Annotated in this window: 19 protein-coding genes; 10 read left to right on the plus strand and 9 right to left on the minus strand. The window is 33.2% G+C overall.

Features of this window, described 5'->3' with window-relative positions; all coding sequences use genetic code 11:
* Positions 1–2: 2 nt before the first annotated feature.
* Entirely contained in the window at positions 3–944 is a 942-nt protein-coding gene (locus tag ACHMWN_RS09160; RefSeq protein ID WP_397299985.1) for a hypothetical protein, read from the minus strand.
* Positions 928–5,853 carry a translocation/assembly module TamB domain-containing protein gene (locus ACHMWN_RS09165; protein ID WP_397299988.1) on the minus strand — a complete coding sequence of 1,642 codons (4,926 nt, stop codon included), beginning with the start codon at positions 5,851–5,853 and terminating at the stop codon, positions 928–930. Before ACHMWN_RS09165 ends, ACHMWN_RS09160 begins: the two co-directional genes overlap by 17 nt.
* Positions 5,854–6,064: 211 nt before the next feature.
* On the opposite strand from ACHMWN_RS09165, the gene ACHMWN_RS09170 reads away from it, so the two are divergent.
* Entirely contained in the window at positions 6,065–6,553 is a 489-nt protein-coding gene (locus ACHMWN_RS09170; protein WP_397299991.1) for a cytidine deaminase, read from the plus strand.
* 653 nt (positions 6,554–7,206) lie between these two features.
* Positions 7,207–10,083, plus strand: a complete 2,877-nt coding sequence (locus ACHMWN_RS09175) for a DNA gyrase/topoisomerase IV subunit A (RefSeq protein WP_397299994.1) — start codon at positions 7,207–7,209, stop codon at positions 10,081–10,083.
* Positions 10,084–10,144: 61 nt separating this feature from the next.
* Here ACHMWN_RS09175 and ACHMWN_RS09180 read toward each other — a convergent pair whose 3' ends face one another.
* The 4 genes from ACHMWN_RS09180 to ACHMWN_RS09195 form a co-directional block, all read right to left on the minus strand.
* Positions 10,145–11,179: a hypothetical protein gene (locus ACHMWN_RS09180; protein WP_397299996.1), complete on the minus strand. Its 1,035-nt coding sequence runs from the start codon at positions 11,177–11,179 to the stop codon at positions 10,145–10,147.
* A gap of 129 nt (positions 11,180–11,308) precedes the next feature.
* The gene (locus ACHMWN_RS09185) at positions 11,309–12,196 is read right to left on the minus strand and encodes a class I SAM-dependent methyltransferase (RefSeq protein ID WP_397299998.1); all 888 of its coding nucleotides are present in this window, start codon (positions 12,194–12,196) and stop codon (positions 11,309–11,311) included.
* 15 nt (positions 12,197–12,211) lie between these two features.
* On the minus strand, positions 12,212–12,964 hold the full coding sequence (locus ACHMWN_RS09190; RefSeq protein WP_397300000.1) for an ABC transporter ATP-binding protein: 753 nt from the start codon (positions 12,962–12,964) through the stop codon (positions 12,212–12,214).
* Positions 12,961–13,695: an MlaE family ABC transporter permease gene (locus ACHMWN_RS09195; protein ID WP_397300003.1), complete on the minus strand. Its 735-nt coding sequence runs from the start codon at positions 13,693–13,695 to the stop codon at positions 12,961–12,963. Before ACHMWN_RS09195 ends, ACHMWN_RS09190 begins: the two co-directional genes overlap by 4 nt.
* 143 nt (positions 13,696–13,838) lie before the next feature.
* Here ACHMWN_RS09195 and ACHMWN_RS09200 point away from each other — a divergent pair, with 143 nt between their 5' ends.
* The 5 genes from ACHMWN_RS09200 to ispG all read left to right on the plus strand — a co-directional run bounded on the left by ACHMWN_RS09200 (position 13,839) and on the right by ispG (position 19,054).
* Positions 13,839–14,534, plus strand: a complete 696-nt coding sequence (locus ACHMWN_RS09200) for an SDR family oxidoreductase (RefSeq protein ID WP_397300005.1) — start codon at positions 13,839–13,841, stop codon at positions 14,532–14,534.
* 18 nt (positions 14,535–14,552) lie between these two features.
* On the plus strand, positions 14,553–15,224 hold the full coding sequence (locus ACHMWN_RS09205; RefSeq protein ID WP_397300008.1) for a PspC domain-containing protein: 672 nt from the start codon (positions 14,553–14,555) through the stop codon (positions 15,222–15,224).
* A gap of 92 nt (positions 15,225–15,316) precedes the next feature.
* Positions 15,317–16,279: a LiaF transmembrane domain-containing protein gene (locus ACHMWN_RS09210; protein ID WP_397300011.1), complete on the plus strand. Its 963-nt coding sequence runs from the start codon at positions 15,317–15,319 to the stop codon at positions 16,277–16,279.
* 108 nt (positions 16,280–16,387) lie between these two features.
* Positions 16,388–16,990, plus strand: coding sequence for an RDD family protein (locus ACHMWN_RS09215; protein ID WP_397300014.1), 603 nt, complete (start codon positions 16,388–16,390; stop codon positions 16,988–16,990).
* Between the two features lie 90 nt (positions 16,991–17,080).
* Positions 17,081–19,054 carry a (E)-4-hydroxy-3-methylbut-2-enyl-diphosphate synthase gene (ispG, locus tag ACHMWN_RS09220; protein WP_397300017.1) on the plus strand — a complete coding sequence of 658 codons (1,974 nt, stop codon included), beginning with the start codon at positions 17,081–17,083 and terminating at the stop codon, positions 19,052–19,054.
* A 1-nt stretch (position 19,055) separates the two neighbouring features.
* On the opposite strand, the gene ACHMWN_RS09225 is transcribed toward ispG, so the two are convergent.
* Genes ACHMWN_RS09225 through ACHMWN_RS09235 form a run of 3 tightly spaced genes read right to left on the minus strand, consistent with a single transcriptional unit; the run spans position 19,056 to position 20,696 of the window.
* Positions 19,056–19,478, minus strand: coding sequence for a secondary thiamine-phosphate synthase enzyme YjbQ (locus ACHMWN_RS09225; protein ID WP_397300020.1), 423 nt, complete (start codon positions 19,476–19,478; stop codon positions 19,056–19,058).
* 27 nt (positions 19,479–19,505) lie between these two features.
* Entirely contained in the window at positions 19,506–19,838 is a 333-nt protein-coding gene (locus tag ACHMWN_RS09230; RefSeq protein ID WP_397300023.1) for a cupin domain-containing protein, read from the minus strand.
* A gap of 33 nt (positions 19,839–19,871) precedes the next feature.
* Positions 19,872–20,696 (minus strand): alpha/beta hydrolase family protein, encoded by an 825-nt coding sequence (locus ACHMWN_RS09235; RefSeq protein ID WP_397300026.1) that lies wholly within the window; start codon positions 20,694–20,696, stop codon positions 19,872–19,874.
* A gap of 176 nt (positions 20,697–20,872) precedes the next feature.
* Here ACHMWN_RS09235 and hemA point away from each other — a divergent pair, with 176 nt between their 5' ends.
* From hemA to hemB, 3 genes are all read left to right on the plus strand, one after another.
* Positions 20,873–22,099 (plus strand): glutamyl-tRNA reductase, encoded by a 1,227-nt coding sequence (gene hemA, locus ACHMWN_RS09240; protein WP_397300029.1) that lies wholly within the window; start codon positions 20,873–20,875, stop codon positions 22,097–22,099.
* A 78-nt stretch (positions 22,100–22,177) separates the two neighbouring features.
* Positions 22,178–23,755 (plus strand): hydroxymethylbilane synthase, encoded by a 1,578-nt coding sequence (gene hemC, locus ACHMWN_RS09245; RefSeq protein WP_397300032.1) that lies wholly within the window; start codon positions 22,178–22,180, stop codon positions 23,753–23,755.
* A 42-nt stretch (positions 23,756–23,797) separates the two neighbouring features.
* Positions 23,798–24,766, plus strand: a complete 969-nt coding sequence (hemB, locus tag ACHMWN_RS09250; protein ID WP_397303560.1) for a porphobilinogen synthase — start codon at positions 23,798–23,800, stop codon at positions 24,764–24,766.
* The last annotated feature ends 2 nt before the right edge of the window (positions 24,767–24,768 follow it).

The raw sequence follows: 24,768 nt of genomic DNA on the forward strand, positions 1-24,768 counted from the left end.
ATTTAATGATTGATTATGATCTTTTCTATTATAATTTTCTCCTTTTTGAAGAAAACTAATCTGTCAAATAGTTTAGGTTTGAAGGTATTTCTATTGTCGTAAATATTAAAATCATTATACTGTACAGGGTTTAAACTCCTTAACAAACTATCTCTACGCAAATTATAATTAGGAAAAATATTGATATTGTGAATTGTATAAGGTTTTAGTGCGGCATCTGGAGACGTATTTTTAATATTTACATTAACATCAACTAAATTTTTGCCAATGGTACTGTCCACTTGTAAAATCAAGTAATCTGGATTAAAATAGAAATAACCACTTTCTTTTAAATCGTTATCAATTCTAATACGCTCATTTTTATAAGTATCCAAATCGTAAAAATCACCAACTTTTAATAGTGTTTTATCTTTATTTAAATTAATGATATGTGTTAAATTTCCAGTGTCTTTTGGAAAAGTTATGCTATTGATTTTATACCTAATTCCTGTGTTCACGGTATAAATGGCTTTCCCCTTTTTACCTTTTATAACAGTATCGCCAGTCACATCAGATTGCAAATATCCTTGGCTAATTAAATAGCTTTTTAAAACATCGTTATTGTATTTAATCTTTACGTCATTCAACAAAACTGGAGGTTCACCAATCTTGTTTTTCAACCAATTTCCAATCCCTTTAGGCTTTACTGTATCAGGAGCTAAATTGTGAATCAACAACTTATATTTAATGCCTAATATCGATTTATTTGGTCGTGGTCTGGTTTTGCCTTCCAAGGTTTTTTTAACCTCTTTTTGATTATTAATTCTCGCAGAAGAATCTGGATTGATATTAATATCTGCGCCAGTGTACAAAAATTGTCCAGGTTTTAATCTGCTGGTTGTACTACAGCTCGCTACAACCAAACAAGCCAATAAAAATAATATCGATTTAATTAGTTGCTTCATTTTTTGGTTTCTGTTCTATTTGGTTTCTTATTTTTTTCTTGCGGGATTGGAAAATCTCTCTAAACTTATTGTAGTCTACAACTAACGTAAATCCTAAGCCAGTTTCTATAATCTGACCTTCAACTATTCCTTCGTTTTGGTTACGACGATAAAATCTTAATCTGTACCTTCCATCAGCAGAAAGTGCATAATCTATATTTACATTGCCTGCAATATTTGATGAACTTTGTCCAGGTGTTTTAGGTCCTTCTAATCCAAAAGAACTTCCTACTGTTACAGTTAGCCTATCACTCAATAATTTTTTAGATAGACCAATTTCTAAATCTGTTTTTTGCTGTAAGGCTCCAGTAGAATAATCTTCAGAAGAATTTACCCCGAAATTCAGATCTACACCTTGAATTAAATCCGAAGCTAAATTGTTCAATTGTTCAGTTAATAACTTACTTACACTAGAACGGGCCAAAGTAGAAGCGCCACCACCGCCACCAACTAAGCTTTGAAAAGGATTATTGGCAATAAATCTGTTCAATGCTAACAATGCAAAAACTTGTTTATTCAACTCGTTTTCATCTCTATTTACGTTTTGCAATTTAGTATAAACAGTTCCTTCTAGTGCTCCGCGTTCGTTTTCTGGCAAATCAATTTTAAAAGAAATGGTTGGTTTTAGCAACTCATCTTTCATGTATAAATACACTTGGAAAGGTAATTTCGTCTTTGCCCTAATATTATCTGGCTCATTAATTAAATCAATTGGAGCAGCATTAACCTCATATAATGCGGTTAAATTAACAGTTGCTGCAGTGGGTTCACCAGTCCAAATAATGGTACTTCCTTTAACAATCTTAAATGGTCTTTTTCCTAATGGAGCAACAGTTAAACTATACGAACCATCTATAACTTCGTAGCGTCCAGTTAAACTAATTTTTCCACTCGGATCAATTGTAGCATTTAAATTGGCATTTCCTTTTACACTTAAATTATCTCCATTTTGAGGATCTACAACTACATTCAACTCCGCTTCTGGATCTATCGTTATGTCTGCAACAAGATTTAATCCTTTCAGTGGAGATTTACTCACACTGTCAGCTTTTAAATCTTTTTTGCCATTAAATGGAGGCGCATCTTTATCAATAAATTGTACAATTCCTTCCTGTTCAATTACCGAAGGATCATTTATTGGTAAGGCGTAAAAGAATTTTGTACCCTTGTTAACTTTAATATTCATGTTAACATCTGGTTGATTTAAATCTCCTCTTACTTTTATGGTACTGGTTAAAAATACCGTACCATAAATCATGTCGTTATCAGCCGCGGTAGAATTTATTGCTCTAAAATTGTTTGTTCTAATGTCTAAACCAAATTTTACATTCTTAAAATCGGTAGTATAAATATTTCCATCGATAATGGCTTTTTTCCCTAACGAATCAATTAAAGTGAAATCATCAAACCTAACTCCTTCATTGGTAAAAGTAATTTGCTGATCAGGCATTGTAAAGTAAGAATTGATATAGGCAACATTAAATCCTGCATTGTTAAATTTAAGTGCGCCCAATATTTTAGGTGATGTTAATTCTCCTTTTACAGAAAACTGTCCAGTTAAAGTCCCTTTTCCATTTCTAACCTGACCTAAACTAACGCTTTCTATTTCTTTAAGATCTATTTTATCAATAGTTACAGCTAAATCTAATGCGCTTTCTGGAGCTGTATAATAGAATCCATTTGCTCTTAATTCATGAACACCTTTTAATCTTGCATCTACTTCAAAAGCATTTGCCGTATTGTTGTTCACTAATAAACTCAAATCTCCAAGTTCATCTTTTTGATAGCGCAATTTTGTAACCGTTAAATCAGCTTCAAACTTAGGATTTGAAACTAAATCTTTTACATCAACTCTTCCATTTAATGTGCCGCCTACTAAAGTTGTATCAGTTTCTGCAAATTTGGTTAGCGTTTCTATTTGGAAGTTTTTAAACTGTACTTGTACTGGTGAGTTTGGTGTATTACTAATACTATTAATGCTGAGTAGTTGCGAACCTTGACTTAAATTAAACTGATTAGCTAAAATACCCGATTTACCAAATTGTATGTAATTAGCTGGATCGACGGTCCATTTCTCATAATCTAATAGCAGCTTATTCGGATCAAGGTTAAATCTAAAATCTTTATTAAATGATTTAAAAATCCCAGCAATTACATACTTATCTTTTCGTTGTCTATCTCTAAGAAATATATTTAGATTCAACTGATTATTTGCCGCATCACCAGAAATTTCACTATTAAATAAAACAATAGAAGGACTTTGAATACTTTTAATTGTGAAATTGTAATTTAATTTTTGATTGTTATTATTTACCACAACCCGTGTGCTATCTAATGCATAGTCTCCATAAACTACTTTCGGAAAAGAAGCATTCATTAATAAACTGTCTTTTTGTGTGTCCAATAACCCATTAATTCTTGAGGGTAAAAAAGTAGTCAGCTCTGGTACAAAATCTTTTAAAAATTTAGGATTGTAAATATTAATAGCAAATCTAATTCGTTGATCTGGAATGGAAGTAACTTCTCCAAATTGATAATATTTATTTATTTGATTGATGAATGCATTCCCAATTTTGCTCAACTGGTATTTACCGTCAATTTTTGCACTTAGTAATTCAGAATTTAAAGAAAGCCTATTTTCGGTTGCTGTGGAAAGTGCATGAATTTCAACCGTGTCTACATTAAATTTTCTACCTTCTTTTACCAGTTGCAAACCAGTTGCAAAAACATCACCATTCAAATAGTCTACATCGAGAGTACTGATGTTTGCTTTGATATTTCCTGCAACTTTAAACTCAGTTTTGCTGAAATTCAGTTTTTGCAAATCAATTTGTTTTAAATCTACATTTCCTTTTAAACTTGGATATTTTCCTGCTAAGTTAATTTGTGCGTTTAAATTAAAGTTGGCATTGCTATCAGCCATAGTTCCTTTGATGTTTACCAGCTGATTAGCATACGTTCCGTTTAAACTTAAATTACGATACGTGTATTTGTTATAACTAGCACTTAAAACTTTCGCATTAAACCTTGCATTGATTTTTTTAGGATCAATACCTGTTCCAACCACATTAGCTTTAGCGGTAATCCTACCCAATGTTGCTTGTTGTTTTAGTAATCTTCCTACATTAAAATTGTTTAAACTGATATTTGCCTGATAGCTTTCTTTACCTTTTGCACCCTTCATGTGTGCAACAACCACAGCACCACCCATATCTGTCTGTATGTTTAGATTGGTGTTGAAATTACTCATTGAACCTTTAAAATTTCCTTTTGCATTAACCACATTCGGTAATTCAATAGCAGGAGGGAGTGATTTTTTTGGAACGATAACTAAAATATCACCTTTGGTTATGTGCAATTTCTTAATCGTTAAATCGAGATAAGCTTTATTAAGGTCTGGTAATCCTTGCGCTTTACCGCTAATGTCAATTTGTGTATTTTTTAAACCACTAATTTGCAATTGAGGAATAGTTAAATTGTTTAAATATCCATATACATTCGCATTGATTTTAATTTTTTCATTACGATAATTTGCAGGAATAGTATTACTAAAAAAGGCAGCGTCTTTTAAACCAATGGTAGTATTTTTAAAGTTTAAACTCAATTTTACCTTTTCAGGATGTTTGGTTAAATCATCTATCGAAGTGAAATTCAATTCTGTCGTATTTTCAATAGTAGTATTAGGGGTTTTTAAAATGAAGTTGGCCAATTTAATATGCTTGTCATTATAAATGGCATCACCTTTTAAATCGTTTAAAATAAAACCACTTTTATCTTTTAACGAACCATTATTTACTTTAACAGTTATTCCTCCATTGCTGAAATTTAAATCATCTGCTCCTAAATTTAAATTGGTAACGTTAAGGTGATTAAAATCTAAACCTTTTGTTGGCTTCGCAACTAAATTATCAAATTGTACTTCGTTATCATTAAAATCAACTTTCTTTAAAAATAAAGCCAAAGGAGTTGTTTCTACAAGAACCGTATCCTTTACTTTTTTTAGGTTATTACTTGGCGCAGGTTTAAATGCGAATAAGATTTTCGATTTATTTAACCTCGCTTCATCAGCATTGTACTTACCATTTGTTAAATCTACTTTTAAATTAACTAAGCCTAAATCATTAAGGTTTGCAATAGCTTTTGTAGTTGATAATTGATCATTGTAATTGATGTTTACATTACTAAATGAAAAATTCTGAATAGTAATAGTTGGTAATTTTCCAGTAGTTTTTTGCGTGCTATCTACACTATTTGTAATGTGTTGTATTAATTGCGTTAAAGGTTTCTGTTGAAGATAATTTAAAGATGAATTTTTTAAACTTAATTCTTTAATAACATAATTCTGTTTAGCTAAATCAAAATCTTTAATCCTTGATTTAAATTCGCCAAGATGTAATTTCATATCGTTTCCCGCAACATCATCACGATACGTAATGCCAATATCTGTAAATAAAACCTTATCAATTCTAAATTTTAAAGGAGCTGATGTGGTATCTTTTTTAGGATCTTTTTTCTCTTCGGTCATAAAAGCATCTACCAAAAAAGAAAAATTAAAACTCGTATCAGGATTTACGCGTTTTATATTGGCACGTATATTTTTTAGTTCAATGTTGTTAACCTCAACTGTATTTTTGAGTAACTTAAAAAGACTAATATCAACCTGTAATTTTTCCGCGTACAGTAGCGTATCCCCTTTACGATCTTCAATGTAAAATTTATTCAATACTACATCTTTAGGTAAGGCGATTTTGATGCTTTCTAATCTAATCTCTGTTTTTGTTTTGTTTTTGAGGTAGGTAATGGCTCTATTTTTAACAAAATTTTGTACAGCTGGTATATTTAAGGAAACCGCAACAAGTATAACTAGCATGATTATGCTAGCAATTAACCATAAAATAATTTTTAAACCTTTGCGTAAATAATTGTTCAAGCGAGATGAGTTGAGATGATATAACTATTTAAACTATAACCATGCCATAACATGTAATTTTTAAACAAAATTGGGTTAAAAAAGTTCTTTAGTATTTAAAGAAAAAATAGCTTAGGTTTATACCCCGCAAAATAGTTGTGGAACTATTTATATGAATACACAAAATTTTACAATCAGCTATGAGACTTTTGATAGTATAGATGAACTTTCAGCAGCAGATCAAATGTTATGCAATAAAGCAAAAGAAGCATTGGCTTCTTCGCACTCACCATATTCTAAATTTAAAGTCGGAACAGCTGTTTTATTAGCTGATGACCAAATAGTTTTAGGTAGTAATCAAGAAAATGTAGCTTACCCATCAGGATTGTGTGCAGAAAGAGTTGCATTGTTTACAATCGGATCAAATTATCCCAATGCCATTATAAAATCGATGGCAATTACTGCACAAACAGCTAATTTTAAAATAGAAAATCCAGTTACCTCTTGCGGAGCTTGTTTACAAGTAATGGCAGAATATGAACAAAGACAAAAATCATCTATGGATGTATTGTTTTATTGCATTGATGGGAAAATAATAAAAGTAAAAGGAGTAAAGAGTCTATTACCTTTTGGTTTTGTAGAGGATAGGTTGGGCGAGTAATTTTAAAAAATTTCGGCATTTCGAAGAATGAATAATCTATAAAGTGATTTAAAAAACAGATTCTTCGCTGCAGCTTACATTCTTAGTTCTGCAATTAGTATTCTTGCTCCTGCAATTAAACTTTCTCCTTGCGTAGAAAGATTTCTTACTTCATCAACTAAATTTTTTCAGTATACAGAAAGACTTTTCCTTGTGCAACTAGTATTCTTGCTTGTGCAAAAGGACTTCTTGCTTGTGCAACTAGTATTCTTGCTTGTGCAAAAAGACTTCTTGCTTGTGCAACTAGTATTCTTGCTTGTGCAAAAAGACTTCTTGCTTGTGCAACTAGTGTTCTTGCTTGTGCAACTAGTGTTCTTACTTGTGCAAAAGTACTTCTTGCTTGTGCAACCAGTGTTCTTACTTATGCAGAAAGACTTTTCACTTGTGCAACTAGTATTCTTGCTTGTGCAAAAAGACTTTTCGCCTGTGCAATAGCTCTTGCATCTGCAAACAATCAATATTATCTATGCTTCTATAATTAATTTGAGTAGTGAAATCATCTTCTAACTAATCTCCGAACAAAAAAACAACCTCTCAACACCCTGTTCAAAACTTCTCTCTAAAATTCTACTAACAAGCATTATATTTACGCATCCCAAATACTTTTATAGCGAATGAGTGAAGAATTAGAAAACAACTTAAACGAAGAAAATAAACATACAATTACCCCAATCAACGGGCTTTATGAAAATTGGTTTCTCGATTATGCTTCTTATGTAATTCTAGATAGGGCGGTACCGCATATACACGATGGTTTAAAACCAGTACAGCGCCGTATTATGCATTCCCTTAAAGAAATGGACGATGGGCGATTTAACAAAGCCGCCAACGTAATTGGGAATACCATGAAATACCACCCACATGGTGATGCATCAATTGGCGATGCAATGGTTCAAATTGGTCAGAAAGATTTATTAATAGATTGTCAGGGAAACTGGGGAGACCCTATTACAGGCGATAGTGCTGCAGCACCACGTTACATTGAAGCACGTTTATCAAAATTTGCGAATGATGTTGTTTTTAATGCAGATACAACCATTTGGCAATTAAGTTACGATGGCAGAAATAGCGAACCCGTTACGTTGCCAGTTAAATTTCCATTATTATTAGCACAAGGAGCCGAAGGTATTGCTGTGGGTTTGGCCACGAAAGTAATGCCACATAATTTTGTGGAATTATTAGATGCTTCGATAGAAATTTTAAAAGGAAATAGAAGTAATATTTTGCCAGATTTCTTTACTGGTGGCATGGCCGATTTTTCTAACTACAACGAAGGAATGCGTGGTGGTAGAATTAGAGTTCGAGCAAAAATTACAGAAAAAGATAAAAAGACTTTGGTAATTACCGAAGTTCCATACAGCACTACCACCGGCTCCGTTATTGATAGTATTTTAGCAGCTAACGATAAGGGTAAAATCAAGATTAAAAAGATTGAAGACAATACTGCCGCAAATGTGGAAATTGTTATTCAATTAGCACCAGGTATTTCACCAGACGTTACAATTGATGCTTTGTATGCATTTACGGCTTGCGAAGTCTCTATTTCGCCAAATACGTGTATTATTAAGGATGATAAACCTCATTTCTTAACAGTTAACGATATTTTAGAGCAAAACACAAAGCACACTAAATTCTTATTAAAACGTGAGTTAGAAATCCGTTTACACGAATTGCAAGAACGAATTTTCTTTAGTTCATTGTTAAAGATTTTCATTCAAGAGGGGATGTATAAAAACCCTGAATATGAAAATGCAAGTGATTTCGAAGCTGTTGTAACCGTATTAAATATTTTATTCGAACCTTTTAAAGCCTCATTATATCGAGAAATTTTACCAGAAGATTTTAAAAAGCTAATCGATAAGCCGATGAGTAGCATCACTCGTTTTGATGTGAAAAAAGCTGATGAGCAAATGAAAGCTTTAGAAGATGAAATTAAAATTGTAAAAGGCCATTTACGTCATTTAACAGATTATGCTATTGCATGGTATCAGAAACTGAAAGACAAATACGGCAAAGGCAGAGAACGTAAAACGGAAATTCGCTTGTTTGATCGAGTTGAGGCAAGTAAAGTTGCACTTGCAAATGTAAAACTCTATGTAAATAAAGAAGATGGTTTTGTAGGTACAGGTTTAAAGAAAGATGAGTTTGTTGCAGATTGTTCCGATATAGATGAAATTATAGTTTTCCGTGAAGATGGAAAATGTATTGTGACAAAAGTGGCTGATAAAACTTTTGTTGGTAAGGGAATTATTCATGCGCAAGTATTTAAAAAAGGTGATGATAGAACGGTTTATAATCTTATTTATAGAGATGGCACCAGCGGAACTAATTACATTAAACGTTTCTCAGTTTTGGGCGTTACTCGCGATAAAGAATACGATTTAACCAAAGGAACAAAAGGTTCGAAGATTTTATATTTTACCGCCAATCCGAATGGCGAAGCAGAAGTTATTACGGTACAGCTTAAGCCACACTCTAAACTTAAAAAGCTACAATTTGATATAGATTTTGCAGAAACTGCCATAAAAGGAAGAGCGTCTCAAGGAAATATAGTTTCTAAATATCCTATTAAAAAGGTTTTGTTTAAGAGTAAAGGTGTTTCTACCTTATCAGGATTAAAAATTTGGTATGATGAATTATTGAAACGCTTAAATGTTGATGGAAGAGGTAAATATCTAGGCGAATTTGATGGAGATGATAAAATTTTGCAAGTTAATGCGGCAGGTTGGTATGAATTAACATCATTCGATTTAAGTAATCACTTTGATCCTGGAATTGTGTTGATGCAAAAATTTGATCCTGAGAAAATTTATGGATTGGTGCATTACGATGCTAAAGCGAAAAACTATTATGTAAAACGCTTTACGTTCGAGTTGCAACCTGCAGGTAAAGAGGTCAGCATTATCAGTGAAGAACCTGGCTCCAAACTAATTTTCATCACTGGAAAACCAGATGCGCAAGTTCAAGTTGATGTAGAGAAAGGAAAGTCTAAAACTCCAGAAACGTTAGTATTAGACTTGTCAGGATTAATTGATGTGAAAGGATTAAAAGCAAATGGCAATCGACTTTCGCAACACGAAGTAAAGAAAGTGAGCTTAGTTAATGCAGAATCTGAAATAGGAACAGAGCTTGTTGAAACACCAAAAGTAAATTCCAATCCATCTTCTGAAGAAGAAAATCTAACAGAGGATAATGTAACTGAAATAGCTGAAGAAGCTGTTGTTGAAGACGATGTTACAGAAAATAGAACTTCAACTACTGATTTAGATAATATTGAAGTTGCGGAAGTTGAACTTGAAAAAGAAATTGAAACACCTCTTATAAAAACTCCAACCGTTAAAGCTGAACCAAAAGTTGAAAAAGCAAAAGAAGAAGTACAGTCAGAAGAACCTAAACCTGAAGAACCAAAACCTGCTAAAAAAGTAGATTTCGAAATTACCAACCCTGACGATATAAAGATTGACGATAAAGGTCAACTTGGGTTTTTTTAAAAGAATAGAATAAATAAAAAAGGCTTCGAGAATTCTCGAAGCCTTTTTGTTGGAGTATCAATTATTGATACTGAATATAGCTAGGTAATGGTTTTAATTTCATTAGCTCTTCAGGAGTCATCATGCGATTAGGTGCTTTTTTAATATCATTTTTGTAAAACAATTTAAATCCTGTAAACTGTACAGGTTCGCCATAAATAAAGTGACGATACGTTCCTAATTTTAAATCTGGTTCACCCCAACCATCCATGTGCATTACAATTTGCACTTCTGGTCTTAATTTAATGTTTTGACTATTAGTCACCATCTTTTTAGTAAAACGGTGTAATACAAAAACTTTAGGAGTTAAATTGTGTTTTTTAACAATATCAGCTAAATACCCAGTTACATAATTAATATCAGCTGCGTCATAAGTTCCGATTTTTTTTCCAGGTAATGAACCATCTTTCATAGAAAATTCTGGATCGATACCTAAATGCACATTAGGCATTTCTAAATATTTTTCTATATGAGGTAACTCTGCTTTTATAGTACTTAAAGCAACTTGCAAATCTAAAAACACAATGGTATTAGGATGCATTTTAGCAATCTTTAAAACCGAATCGATTTGCTTATTTCCCATTCTATTAATGTATTTTCCATCCTTACCTGGCGTACCACTAGCAACTGCAGCTATATAATGTAAGCCAACTTGTACAGGTGTAGAAGGATCTACTTTTTGCCATTTTTTTACCTCTGCATTTAAACGAGACCACATTTCTTTTGGAGCATATTCTCCTAAGGCACCCATTTTTTTCGAGTGTAAATTTCCATAATAAACCACAATACGTTTAAAAGGTAAAATTGCTCCATCAAGTGGATAAGGCTGGTTTTTTACCGGCCATTTTCCGGTGGTATCGCCATTGGCTAATTTTTTAATTAAAGCATTATACTTTGCCGTATCAACTGGTGCACGTAGATTTTCTTCTTCAACTTTGGTTGAATCTGTACTTGCAGTTTTACCCTTGCCATTTTTAGCATCAGATGTGCAGTAAGAGAATGTACTAATTGTAGCTATTCCGATTAAGAATATCCCCGCAATCTTGGTTAATTTCATAAGTAGTATTTAATTTTAGTTTTTTCTAGTTCATCAAAAATACACCAATTCGGTTTGGACGTATGTTATAATTATCAACAGATTAACATTCTGTCAAAAAAAAGATAGTTTTTATTAAGATTTAATGGATTACTTTTTAAAAGTATTAAACTTACCAAAAACACCCAAAGGTAGTTTAATACCAGATGTCGCTTGTAAGTAGAGCTCACCAGTTTCTAAATTTTTTACCTGTGGAAAAGAAGTTTTGATGAGGTTTTCTACAATTACCGATGAAAAGCCCAATGAATAGGTGTTTAAAATGAGAAAATGTTCTTCTTCATCTAATAATTGAACAACATCTTGCATCATTTCTTGAATATGATCTTCTAATTTCCATTTCTCGCCATTTGGCCCATGACCAAAAGCAGGTGGATCTAAAATAATTCCGTTGTATTTTTTTCCGCGTTTTAATTCTCTCTTTACAAATTTCAATGCATCTTCAACCACCCAACGTACATCTTTTAAATTAGATAATTCTTGATTTTCGTTTGCCCAATTCACTACTTGTTTTATCGAATCAACGTGTGTGGTATCTGCACCTGCAGCTTTAGCTACTAAAGAAGCTGCTCCTGTGTAAGCAAATAAGTTAAGAACTTTTGGTACAGGGTTTTTAAATTTTTTAATGGATGAAGAAATATAATCCCAATTTACTGCTTGCTCTGGAAAAACACCAACGTGTTTAAAAGAAGTAAGACCTAATCTAAGATTAATACTTATATCGTCGTTTTTGTAATTTACATTCCACCGATCTGGAACATTTTTATCAGCTTTAATCCATTCTCCAGTGGTTGCAGAACGACCTTTAAAATTAATATGTGTTTTTTTCTTCCACTCTTGTGGAGATAATATTTTTTTCCAAACTGCCTGTGGTTCCGGACGTGAAAGTACAAGATTGCCAAAACGTTCTAATTTTTCGAAATCTCCGCAATCTACTAATTCGTAATCTTTCCAGTGTGTTGGAGTTAAAAGGCTAATCATAAATGGTATACTAAATTAAAGTTTGCCTTTAGCGGCTTTCATGAAACGGCTAGCAAATACAAAATCATTAAGTTCGTCGATATCAGTTTTAGAAATTTCTTTGTTAGAACCTTCCCAGAATTTTTTTCCTTCGTGTAAAAAAATAATATAATCACCAATTCCCATTACAGAGTTCATATCGTGAGTAACTACAATGGTTGTCGTTTTGTACTCTTCGGTAATTTCCTTAATTAATTCATCAATTACAATCGAAGTTTTAGGATCTAAACCAGAGTTAGGTTCATCACAAAAAAGATATTTTGGGTTCATGGCAATAGCCCTAGCAATACCAACACGTTTTTTCATCCCCCCAGAAAGCTCTGCAGGAAATAGTTTGTTTTTATCGGGAAGATTAACTCTTTCTAAACAAAAGTTGACACGATCTAATTTTTCACTTCGTGGCTGATCCGTAAACATATTTAAAGGGAACATGATATTTTCTTCAACGGTCATTGAATCAAATAATGCTGAACCTTGAAATAACATACCGATCTCTTTTCTAATTTCTATACGTTCTTCAAAATTAAGCTGGGTAAACTCTCTACCGTCGTATAATACAGTTCCTTGATCAGGTTGGTGTAAGCCAATCATACATTTTAATAAGGTTGTTTTTCCAGAGCCAGAACCACCAATTATTAAATTGGTAACGCCTTCTTCAAATTTCCCTGAAATCCCTTTTAAAACTTCATTATCACCAAACGATTTATGGATGTCTTTAATCTCGATCATAATAATAATTGGGTTACAATGTAATCACAAGCTAAAATGCTAATACAACTTACTACAACTGCTCTTGTACTTGCTTGTGCAACTTCTAATGCGCCACCTTTTACGTAAAAACCTTCATAAGCTGGTACAGATGTAATGATAAAACCAAAAACAAATGCTTTTACTAAAGCAACCGTAATAGTATATGGATTAAAATCTGTTGTAATACCTTGTATATATTCTGCCGCAGAAACCGCTCCAGAAAGTGTTCCACCTAAATAACCACCAGTAATACTTAATACCATTGAGATTACTACCAAAACAGGAACCATAGTGATACCTGCAATAATTTTTGGTAGAATTAAATAACCTGGTGCATTGATACCCATAATTTCTAGTGCATCAATTTGTTCCGTTACTCTCATGGTACCAATTTCTGATGAAATAGCAGAACCAATTTTACCAGCTAATACAATAGCACTTATGGTAGGACTTAACTCTAATATACTCGAGTCGCGATTAACAGAACCGATAATAGTTTTCGGAATAAAATCACTCACCAACTGGAAAGCAATTTGCAAGGTCATTACGGCGCCTATAAAAGTAGAAATAATACTAATTAAGCCTAACGAGCCAACTCCAATAAATTCCATTTGTTGAAAAATGGATTTTAAATATATTTTTGTTTTTTCGGGTCTTCTGAACGCTGCTTTTAATAGCAGGATATACTTGCCAAAATTGGTAAAGTTCATTTAATAAAGATTAGCTGTAGTGTAAATACAATATTATACAAAGAAACAATAAAAAATGTTCAGGCTTTGTGTATTTATTAAAAAATATTATTGTTTCCCAATATTAATACCCTTTTTTGTGTCACATAAACATCTTATTAAGTATGAATGCAATAATAACTGGTGCTACCAAAGGAATTGGAAAAGCAATTGCGTTAAAATTAGCGCAAGAAGGATATAACCTCGCCATTTGTGCTAGAACTGAAACTGATTTGCTAGCTTTCAAAAATGAATTAGCACATTATAATGTTAAAATTATTGCCATCAAGGCAGATGTGAGCAATAAAGAAGAAGTCTATAATTTTTGCACGGAAGTAAAAAACGTATATTCTAAAATTGATGTTTTAGTTAATAACGCAGGAATTTTTATGCCCGGAAATTTATTAGAGGAGGAAGATAAAAACTTCGAATATCAAAGCAAAATCAACCTAAATACACCATATTATCTATCCAAGTATTTTGGCAAAATAATGAGAGATCAGCAATCTGGTCATATTTTTAATATTTGTTCCATTGCAAGTACAGAGATAATTGATAACGCTGGTAGTTATAGTGTAACAAAAGCAGCGATATTAAGTCTTAATAATGTATTGCGGAAAGAGTTATCAGCATACAACGTAAAAGTAACGGCAATTTTGCCAGGTTCTACATTCACTGCTTCATGGGAAGGTACTTCCTTAAACCCAGATAAATTTGTACAACCAGAAGATATTGCTAATTCTTTATACTCCATTTTAAATTTAAGTAGTGGTGTAAACGTTGATGAGATAATCTTAAAGCCTTTAAATTTTAACACATAAATAGAAGGAGATAACGTTATGGAAAAGAGATTATTTAGAAACGAACACAACAAAACCGTTGCAGGTGTTGCATCTGGTTTAGCGGATTATATGCAAGTAGACATTACAATTATCAGAGTGTTATTTGTATTAGCAACCATATTTTTAGCAGGTACAGGTTTACTAGTTTATATTGTAATGTGGATCGTTGTACCAGTAAATAATGATCCTGCTGCTCGTTACGCAAAGTTTAATGAGTATTTTAATAAAAGCAAGCAAGATCCTTCTATATTCAATTCGCCAAACGCGTTTAATAATCCATCAAATTCTAGCGACCAAACCAAATGGAATACACCAAATGCTGGTCCAGATTTTAAAGACCCAAACCTTGTGAACCAATTTCCAAAAGGAAACGATACTGGTCGTACAATTGGAGGTTTAATCTTATTAATTTTAGGTTTTTATTTCCTATTAAGGCAATTTGATATTATCCCTCATTGGTTTAATATTTTTAAAATCTACAAATTATGGCCTTTAGCAATTGTAGCGTTAGGCATAAGTTTAATCTTTAGAAATCAAAGAAAAAACGAGTGGGATACCTTTAAAAAAACCACAGAAGATGCTCAGAATACAACTTCACAGAAGCCGGTTGAAGATGCAACTATAGTAGAAGAAGATAAAGATTCGGCAACGCCAAATCCTCAATCGTAATCAACCAAACCAATATGCATGATAAATAATTAATTTTAGGTTGGATAGTTTTCATGCGAACTATACACCAAGCATAAATAAATTTAAATAAGATGAAATTAGATAAAGTAATATGGGGGGTGCTACTTTTGTTTATAGGTGGCGTACTATTATTAGATAACTTTAACGTTATTGAGTTTTATTGGCGTAATGTATGGGATTTTTGGCCAGTATTTCTAATTATTTTGGGTGTGAATATCCTTTTTAATAGAAACAATTCTCAAACTGGAAATATCATTTCATTAAGTATTTTGGTAATTACACTATCGGTTTTATTTGTGAAAGGACAACAAAGACCTGAACGTGGTTTTTGGTGGAACGATCGTGGGAACCATGTTAATATCGATATGGATGATGATGATGACGACAATTCTAATTATACAAAATTGAATTTTTCTGAACCATTTACGGCTGAGGATACACTTAAAAAAACGATTTTAAATATTTCTGGAGGAGGTACTTCGTTCAACCTTAAAGGAGAAACGGATAGTTTATTCTCGGCAGATGTTAAAAAAAGAAATGGAAATTTCGCATTAGACAAAACAACTTCTGATAGCGTAAATACCTTAACGTTTAAAATGCAGAATAAAAACAACCGCAGAGGCTGGTCGATTGGAAGTGGAAGTAATAACGTTGATGTACGCTTAAATACTAGCCCTATTTGGGAAATGCATTTTGGAATGGGAGCTGGTCAAATAGATTTTGATTTAACAAATTATAAAGTAAGAACGTTCAATTTTGATGGAGGTGCAGCAGAGCTAGACGTTAAATTAGGCGATTTATTACCGATTACTGATGTGAATGTTAAAACTGGCGTAGCTGATGTAAAAATTAAAATCCCTACAGGATCTGGATGCCGTATTAAAACCAAAACAGGTTTGTCTTCAAAAGATTTTACAGGCTTTACAAAAGTGAGCGAAGGCGTTTACGAAACACCGAATTACCAATCATCAACCAAAAAGATATTTATTAATTTTGATGGGGGTTTAAGTAGCTTTGAAGTAGATAGATATTAATAATAAGTTTTTTTAAATGGGTAAAAAATGAAAATCGAATCATTTTTTACCCATTATTTTTGTAAGATGCCATATAACTTATACCTTAATACACAGAACTTAATATAAATGGAGTATACAGTAGTTATCAATGGTAAACCAGAAGGCCCATACAGTTTAGAGGAATTAAAAAATCTAAATATAAAGCCTGGTACTTTTATCAGAACTCCAGGTATGGATGACTATAAAGAAGCTCATGAACTGCCAGAGCTACGCGAATGGTTGGGCTTTCGTCATCAACAAACTGCACCACAATATTTTGCTTCTTTTGATCAAAGATTACTCGCTGCTGCAATTGATTATTTCTTTTTAATGATTGCCTACGTAATTGTAGTGCTAATTTTATTTATTTTTATCGATCAAAAAACATCTCGTATTACAACTGCTTTAGTTTTTTTAGCGCTCATTCCATTAGCTAAATTTATATATGGCAGTTTTGCAGAAGCATCTATCAAACAGGCTACAATTGGCAAACGCTTATTAGATATCAAAGTTACCGACATGCTGGGAAATCGTGTTCCTTTAAGTGTTTCTTTTGGTAGGAATTTGGCAAAAGCTATTTCAGTTGTACCCTTATTTTTAGGCTACTTGTATAGTTTTCTCAATAAAAAACAACAATGCTTGCATGATGTAATTGCAAATACACTTGTTATTAAGCAGCGACTTATTTAGGTTAATAGCTAGTAGTTGCGATGCAAATTTTACAACATTTCAACTCTTCAATATTACAACGTTTCAACTTTTAAAGTATCTTTGTTGCCGATGCAAGAAGTAGCTAAACCATATCAGTTAGAAGGCGGTTATTGTAACAGTTTAACCACTTATTCGAGATTTTTAACTCGAGAAGTTACAATAGGAAATATTCCAATGGGAGGTTTAAATCCTATTCGCATTCAATCCATGACCACTACTGATACAATGGATACAATAGCAACTGTAGAGCAAACTATCAGAATGGTGCATTCGGGTTGTGAGTATGTGCGCATCACCGCTCCAAGTATTAAGGAAGCTGAAAATTTAGCGAATATTAAAAAAGAACTACGCTTACGTGGATATGATGTTCCTTTAATTGCAGATATACATTTCACCCCAAACGCTGCAGAATCCGCTGCTCGCATTGTAGAAAAAGTTCGCGTAAATCCAGGTAATTATGCAGATAAAAAGAAATTCGAAAATTTAGAATATACTACAGATGCATATCAAGCAGAGCTAGAACGCATTTATAAAAAATTTACACCATTAGTTAAAATCTGCAAGGAATATGGCACCGCTATGCGTATTGGAACTAATCACGGTTCTCTTTCAGATAGAATCATGAGCCATTATGGTGATACACCAAGAGGAATGGTTGAGTCTGCGATGGAGTTTATTCGAATGTGTGAAGACCAGAATTTTTACAATTTGTGTATTTCGATGAAGGCCAGTAATACACAAATAATGGTGCAAGCTTATCGTTTACTGGTAGAAACAATGGTGAAAGAAGGGATGAATTATCCTTTGCACTTAGGTGTTACTGAGGCCGGTGATGGAGAAGACGGACGTATTAAATCGGCGGTAGGTATAGGTACTTTATTAGCTGACGGATTAGGAGATACCATACGTGTTTCTTTAACTGAAGATCCAGAATTTGAGGCGCCAGTAGCTAGAGCATTAGCGGATCGATACGAAAAGCCATTAAGGAATAATACTAAAGCTTTCACTTCCACCCTTGATGCTAAAAATTTACCGTATAGCCCTTATCAATACTCTAGAGGAATTACAAAACAAATTCAGCAAATAGGTGGTAATAATCCTCCTGTTGTGATGATTGATGTGAGTAACCAAAATCTAAAAGACCCTTATTTTTTAAGCTCGATTGGCTATAATTATAGTGCTGGGTTAGATAAATACAATCTTACAGACCAAGCTTGTGATTTAGTTTATTTAGGCGATAAATTACCTTCATTTTCATTTCCTGGAAATTTAAAACAGGTATATAATTATGATACTTGGTTAAGATTAAAAGATAAACACAACTGTTACCCGGTGTTTAATTTTGATAGTTTTTCGGATAGAGATATTAAAGATGATACATTAAATTTTTTAAAAATTAATGCCAATCATTTCAGTGCATTTGTGCTAATTCTGCCTAATTTAGTTAACTTACCTCTCGTACTCATATTGGAAGGCAATCAAGGAGTTCAATCAATAAGACCATTTTTTATTGAATTAGCTAAAAATAATGCTCAAATTCCAGTCATTATAAAAAATACCTATACAAATATTGATTCTGATCAACTAATGTTATATGCAGCTAGCGATATGGGTGCTTTATTAACAGATGGTTTTGGTGATGGAGTATGGATTAAGGCGACAGAAAACATTGCCTTATCGTTAATAAACTCTACTAGTTTTGGTATTTTACAAGCTACGCGTACACGTATTTCAAAAACAGAATATATTTCTTGTCCAAGCTGCGGACGTACATTATTCGATTTACAAGAAACAACACAATACATTCGTTCAAAAACAGATCATCTAAAAGGAATTAAGATTGCCATTATGGGCTGCATCGTAAATGGTCCGGGTGAAATGGCAGATGCAGATTATGGTTATGTGGGCACTGGTCCCGGAAAAATTACACTATACCGTGGTAAGGAAGTGGTAAAGAAAAATGTAAATACTCCATCAGCTTTAGATGAACTCATCGAAATTATTAGAGAAGATGGGAATTGGGTGGAGACAGTTGAAGGTTAAATTATATTCCCCAAGCTGTTAATACTACAGTTCTATTGCCTCCATAATTACGATGTTCACATAAGTAAATCCCTTGCCAAGTTCCTAAAGCAAGTTGTCCATTTTTAATTGGGATTAAAACATCATTACCTAGCAAAGCTGATTTTAGGTGTGCCGGCATATCATCAGAACCTTCGTAATCATGTTTGTAATCTGGGTCATTTTCTGGGACAGTTTTATTAAACCACATTTCAAAATCTTTTCTTACGGTTGGATCAGCATTCTCGTTAATGGTTAATGATGCTGAAGTATGTTGAATGAAAACTTGAATCATTCCAACTTTCAAATCTTCGATTTCCGGAATAGCAGTTAAAATTTCATCAGTAATTAAATGAAAACCTCGGTTTCTGGCTTTTAAACTAATCGTTTTTTGAAGCATATCCATAAGCAATCAATTTTTTTGAATAAAAAACTAATACTTAAAATCTTCTCTTCCAGGACTGAAAATATCTAATAAGGTACAATCAGTAACTGCTCTTCCACCATGTGGTATATTACCAGGAATAACAACAAATTTGCCCGTATCTAAAATCTGAGTTTCTTCACCAACCGTCATCTCGAACTGGCCTTTTAACACAAAAGCACATTGATGGTGTGGATGACTATGAATAGGAGAATCGCTCCCTGCTTTAATGTCAATAAAATTGATGGTGTTATTATCAGTGTGGATGAGTTTTGAAAAAAAGCCAGGGCTCATTTCTTTAACTTCAATATCGGCAAATTGACGGAAAATTTCTTCGTTCATGATGATTCTACTAGACTATAAAGATACTATTTGTCACAACCCATTCAAAAACAATATACTCTTTTCGCAAACTTGCAATAATTGTGGCGGTAAAGTCTCTTTATAATAGGGGTGCGAAGCGCCGTAAACATGGTTTGCACTTTCAATTTTAAGTAACTTACTACTTGGGTTGGCATTAGCTAGTTGCTGTGCAGTTTCAAAAGGAACGTTTACATCATCATCGCCTTGTATAATTAACCAAGGAATATTAATCTGCTTTGCACTACGTATAATATTTAATTTTTCTTTATTCTCTTCAAAATCAGAGAATAAGGTAAGATTCAGAGGCATTTTCTCTTTGGTGCGAGCATTCATTACATATATTTTACCTTCTTTTTTCCATTCTTCTTCACGTTCTTTTCCCCACAAACTACTAAAGTCTGCAATTGCACTCCATGTAATTAAACCCTTAATATGTGGGTTATTGGCAGCCTGTAAAATACTTAATCCACCACCTCTGCTATGGCCAATTAAAAATACTTCGCTCACATCTAGATTTTTTAAAGCATAATCTAAAACAATATCAACATCTAACATTTCTTTAGAAATTGTATTGGCAGCAAAGGTATTCATGTCACTTACGTCATTTGGTTTTTCTGATGTAACTCCACTATGTGATAAATTGAATTTCAAATAGCGGTACCCATTTTGCGCAAAATAACGGGCTACTAAATTATGAGTACCCCAATCTTTAAAACCTTTAAATCCGTGAACAAAAATTACAAGTGGTGCTTTTGTATTCTTATCGTCATAAGTTATATCTCCAACAATAATTTTTTGATCTGAACCAGTTAACGAAAATTCTTCTTTATGTATCATAATCCATCTTAAACTTAGTATTTTAAACTTTAATAACAATTTTGAAAAGGCATGGTTTGTTAATTCCGAGTTAATTTAAAACCTTTCTAAATTAACCTAAATTACAGCATAATGACAGTTTTGCAGGTTTGGGTTTAGTACTTTTGTTCGCACTAAATTAATAGGCTGTACCCATTTTGGAATATTTAAAGATTATTGCATTTACACACAAACAGATTGACCTAAAGGCTTTAGGGAAATTAGTTATATGTGAGCATACATTGGACGATAGGTTGAGGAATATCCAATCAGAGTTAAACATAAAAGAAATATTTTATGTTGGTACATGCAACCGCGTTGAGTTTGTATTTACTTCAGTAGCAGAGCTTGATAAAGCATTTATTAGTCGTTTTTTACATGTATTGGATATGGGTTTGCCAGAAGAATACATGGAGCAATTCATAGCAAATGTTTCGATATACGAAAAAGTAGATGCATTTAATCACCTACTACGTACCTCTTGTTCTTTAGAAAGTTTAGTAGTTGGCGAGAAAGAAATTCTTGCTCAAATTCGTAAAGCTTACGAGGCATGTCGCATTGCTGGATTTACTGGCGATTACATGCGGATGGTAATGAACCGTGTTGTTAAAACTGCTAAAGAAGTTTATACCCACACTAATATTTCAAAAAATCCGGTTTCTGTTGTATCATTAGCATATCGAAAATTGCGAGAATTGACGATGTGCACAAATCCGCGTTTATTAATTATAGGCGCTGGCGAAACCAATAAAAATATTGCCCAATACCTTAAAAAACACAAATATTCTAACTTTTCTATCTTCAACAGAACCATAGAAAAAGCAGAATGCTTAGCAAAAGATTTAAACGGAACAGCTTATCTACTTTCGGCATTAGCCGATTACGAAAAGGGATTTGATGTAATTATTACTTGTACTGGCGCAACTGAGCCGATTATTACTGAAGAAGTTTACATTAAATTATTAAACGGAGACACTGGTAAAAAGATAATAGTAGACTTAGCAGTTCCTAATGATGTGGCGCCAGAAGTGGTAAAAAACTTTCCAATACATTATATCGAAGTAGAATCATTAAAAGAAACTGCCCGCAAAAATATTCAAGAACGTTACGATGAATTAGTTAATGCAGAACATATCATCGACGAAAATATTAAAGAATTTGAATCTGTTTTACGCCAACGCAAAATAGAAATTGCGATGAGTGATGTGCCTAAAAAAATCAAAGAGATAAAACATACGGCTATCAATGGTGTTTTTGCTGATGAAATAAATACTTTAGATGATAATTCGAGAGCAGTTTTAGAACGGGTAATGGATTACATGGAGAAAAAATGCATTACCATACCAATGGTGATGGCAAAAGAAATCTTAGTAAAAAATAGCTAATATTCCCGTCTTCCTGATTTAATTCGGGATCTCTCTTGCAGAAAAATTAACTAAATTTGCGGAAAAACTAAGCATAAGGTGAAGAAAATAATTATTGGTACACGCGGAAGCGATTTGGCATTATGGCAAGCTAACAACACAAAAGATAGATTAGCAAGTATTGGTATAGATGCAGAATTGAAAATTATTAAAACGCAGGGCGATAAAATATTGAATCTTAGACTTGATAAATTAGAAGGAAAAGGATTTTTTACCAAAGAATTAGAAGAAGAATTATTGAACGGAACAATTGATATTGCTGTTCATTCTCACAAAGATTTACCAACTACTAATCCAGAAGGGTTGATTATTGCCGCAGTTACTGAACGTGAAGATCCATCAGAGTTATTATTGATTTTAAAAGACTGTGTAGATGTAAGTCAGAAATTATCCTTAAAAAAAGGAGCAATGGTTGGCACATCTTCTAATAGACGTAAAGCGCAATTATTAGCCTTGCGTTCAGATTTAAATATCGAAGATTTACGTGGGAACGTACCAACGCGTATTCAAAAATTACGAGATGAAGATTACGATGCTATTTTACTAGCAAAAGCTGGTGTAAATAGATTAAATATAGATTTAAGCGAGTTTCACGTAGAAGTTGTAGATACAACTGAATTAGTTCCAGCACCTGCGCAAGGTGCATTAGCAATCCAAATTCGTGAAAACGATTCAGAGCTTTTTACTGCTTTACAAAAAATACATGATACGGCAACTGCAGAAGAAATTGCTGTTGAACGTAAAGTGTTGAACCTTTTTGAAGGCGGCTGCCATATGCCACTAGGATGTTATTGCAAAAAAGAAGACGGCGAATTTGAAGTTTGGACATCAAAAGCAGAAACGGATGAAGATTTCCCAGATCGTTTGTTTTTTAGAACTTCAACTACAGAAGGTTTAGCTGAAAAAATTGTAGCAAAATTTGATAAATCAAGAAAACTTCCTGCTAAGGTTTTCATTTCAAGAGAAATTGGTGAGCACAGTTATTTTAGAAAAGCTTTAGAAAAACACAGTATAGAAATTGATGGACGTTCATTAATCCGTACATTCCCAATTGTAAATATTTTAGATCCATTTTATTTAAAGAACATCGATTGGATATTTTTTAGTAGTAGAAATGGAGTAGAATATTTCTTCAAATTAAATCCAGTTTTAGCAAAAAAAGTAAAATTTGGAGTAGTTGGTCGCGGTAGCGAAGACACATTGAGAAAGTTTGGACATTTAGCTGATTTTGTTGGCGAGAGCGGAGATATTACTGAAGTTGCAGAGGAATTTGCAAAACTGGCTGATGGACAGACTGTATTATTCCCAAGAGCACAAGATTCATTATTGAGTATTCAAAAATCTTTAAGCGCAACTACAAAAGTTGTCGATTTACCAATTTATGAAACAGTAGTAAGTGATGATATTGATGGCACAACCGCTGAAGTATTGATTTTCACAAGTCCAAGCAATGTTGATGCTTATTTTACGGATAACTTATTAGATCCAGAACAGAAAGTAATTGCTATAGGTAATTCTACAGGCAAAAAATTTGATGAAATGGGGGTGAAATATACATTGCCTTATTCGCCAGATGAAATTGGTTTGGCAGAAGCTGTTTTTGGAATTGACATATAACTAGTTAATTCAAGTAAATACTTGAAAAATATACTCGATATTATGATGCACAGACCACGTAGGTTAAGAAAAAATCCAGTTGTACGAGAAATGATTGCTGAAACGCGATTAGCAAAGGATATGTTTATCTATCCTTATTTTGTAGTTCCTGGAACTGGAGTGACCAAAGCGATTGATGCAATGCCAGGTGTAAACCATTTTTCTGTGGATACATTGTTGAAAGATGTTGAAAAAGGAATAAAACTCGGCGTAAATAAAATAATGTTGTTTGGTGTGGGCGATGAAAAAAGTGATGACGCAAAATCAGCTTACGATCCACATTCATTAGTGCCAGTTGCAGTTAAAGAATTAAAGAAAAACTTTGGAGAAGATTTATATGTAGTTACCGATGTTTGCGTTTGTTCTTATACCACTCATGGTCACTGCGGAATTATGAAAGATGATTATATCCAAAATGATTTATCAGTAGAATTAATTGCGAAAATGGCTTTAAATCATGCAGAAGCAGGTGCTGATATGCTAGCGCCCTCAGATATGATGGATGGTCGTGTGGCTGCCATAAGACATAAATTAGATGGAAGTGGTTTTGTGAATACCGCAATTATGAGCCATGCCACCAAATTTGCTTCGGCTTATTATGGACCGTTCAGAGAAGCGGCAGATTGTGCGCCAAATAAAGGCGATAGAAAAGCGTATCAAATGGATTTTAGGAATGGAACGGAAGCGGTTAGAGAAGCATTGTTGGATGAAAGTGAAGGTGCAGATGTGTTGATGGTTAAACCTGCTTTGGCTTACTTAGATGTCATTAGCAAATTAAAACAGAACTCTGATTTGCCAATTGCTTGTTATAATGTTTCGGGAGAATACTCGATGATTAAAGCAGCAGCGCAAAGAGGCTGGATAGACGAGCAAAAAGTAGTAATGGAAACTATGCATGCCTTTGCCAGAGCCGGAGCAAGTATTATAACCACGTACCACATTAGAGATATAGTAGAAAATAATTGGATGTAAGA

It is taken from the genome of Pedobacter sp. UC225_61, from assembly GCF_044452285.1.
Lineage (GTDB): Bacteria > Bacteroidota > Bacteroidia > Sphingobacteriales > Sphingobacteriaceae > Pedobacter.

Bases quoted from the DNA above. Each gene is read 5' to 3' on its own strand.
- ACHMWN_RS09170 (WP_397299991.1), top strand. From the start codon at position 6,065: ATGAATACACAAAATTTTACAATCAGCTATGAGACTTTTGATAGTATA.
- hemB (WP_397303560.1), top strand. From the start codon at position 23,798: ATGATGCACAGACCACGTAGGTTAAGAAAAAATCCAGTTGTACGAGAA.
- ACHMWN_RS09175 (WP_397299994.1), top strand. From the start codon at position 7,207: ATGAGTGAAGAATTAGAAAACAACTTAAACGAAGAAAATAAACATACA.
- ACHMWN_RS09205 (WP_397300008.1), top strand. From the start codon at position 14,553: ATGGAAAAGAGATTATTTAGAAACGAACACAACAAAACCGTTGCAGGT.
- ACHMWN_RS09235 (WP_397300026.1), bottom strand. From the start codon at position 20,696: ATGATACATAAAGAAGAATTTTCGTTAACTGGTTCAGATCAAAAAATT.
- ACHMWN_RS09195 (WP_397300003.1), bottom strand. From the start codon at position 13,695: ATGAACTTTACCAATTTTGGCAAGTATATCCTGCTATTAAAAGCAGCG.
- ACHMWN_RS09215 (WP_397300014.1), top strand. From the start codon at position 16,388: ATGGAGTATACAGTAGTTATCAATGGTAAACCAGAAGGCCCATACAGT.
- ACHMWN_RS09165 (WP_397299988.1), bottom strand. From the start codon at position 5,853: ATGCTAGTTATACTTGTTGCGGTTTCCTTAAATATACCAGCTGTACAA.
- ACHMWN_RS09200 (WP_397300005.1), top strand. From the start codon at position 13,839: ATGAATGCAATAATAACTGGTGCTACCAAAGGAATTGGAAAAGCAATT.
- ACHMWN_RS09160 (WP_397299985.1), bottom strand. From the start codon at position 944: ATGAAGCAACTAATTAAATCGATATTATTTTTATTGGCTTGTTTGGTT.
- ispG (WP_397300017.1), top strand. From the start codon at position 17,081: ATGCAAGAAGTAGCTAAACCATATCAGTTAGAAGGCGGTTATTGTAAC.
- ACHMWN_RS09230 (WP_397300023.1), bottom strand. From the start codon at position 19,838: ATGAACGAAGAAATTTTCCGTCAATTTGCCGATATTGAAGTTAAAGAA.
- ACHMWN_RS09180 (WP_397299996.1), bottom strand. From the start codon at position 11,179: ATGAAATTAACCAAGATTGCGGGGATATTCTTAATCGGAATAGCTACA.
- ACHMWN_RS09210 (WP_397300011.1), top strand. From the start codon at position 15,317: ATGAAATTAGATAAAGTAATATGGGGGGTGCTACTTTTGTTTATAGGT.
- ACHMWN_RS09190 (WP_397300000.1), bottom strand. From the start codon at position 12,964: ATGATCGAGATTAAAGACATCCATAAATCGTTTGGTGATAATGAAGTT.
- ACHMWN_RS09185 (WP_397299998.1), bottom strand. From the start codon at position 12,196: ATGATTAGCCTTTTAACTCCAACACACTGGAAAGATTACGAATTAGTA.
- ACHMWN_RS09225 (WP_397300020.1), bottom strand. From the start codon at position 19,478: ATGGATATGCTTCAAAAAACGATTAGTTTAAAAGCCAGAAACCGAGGT.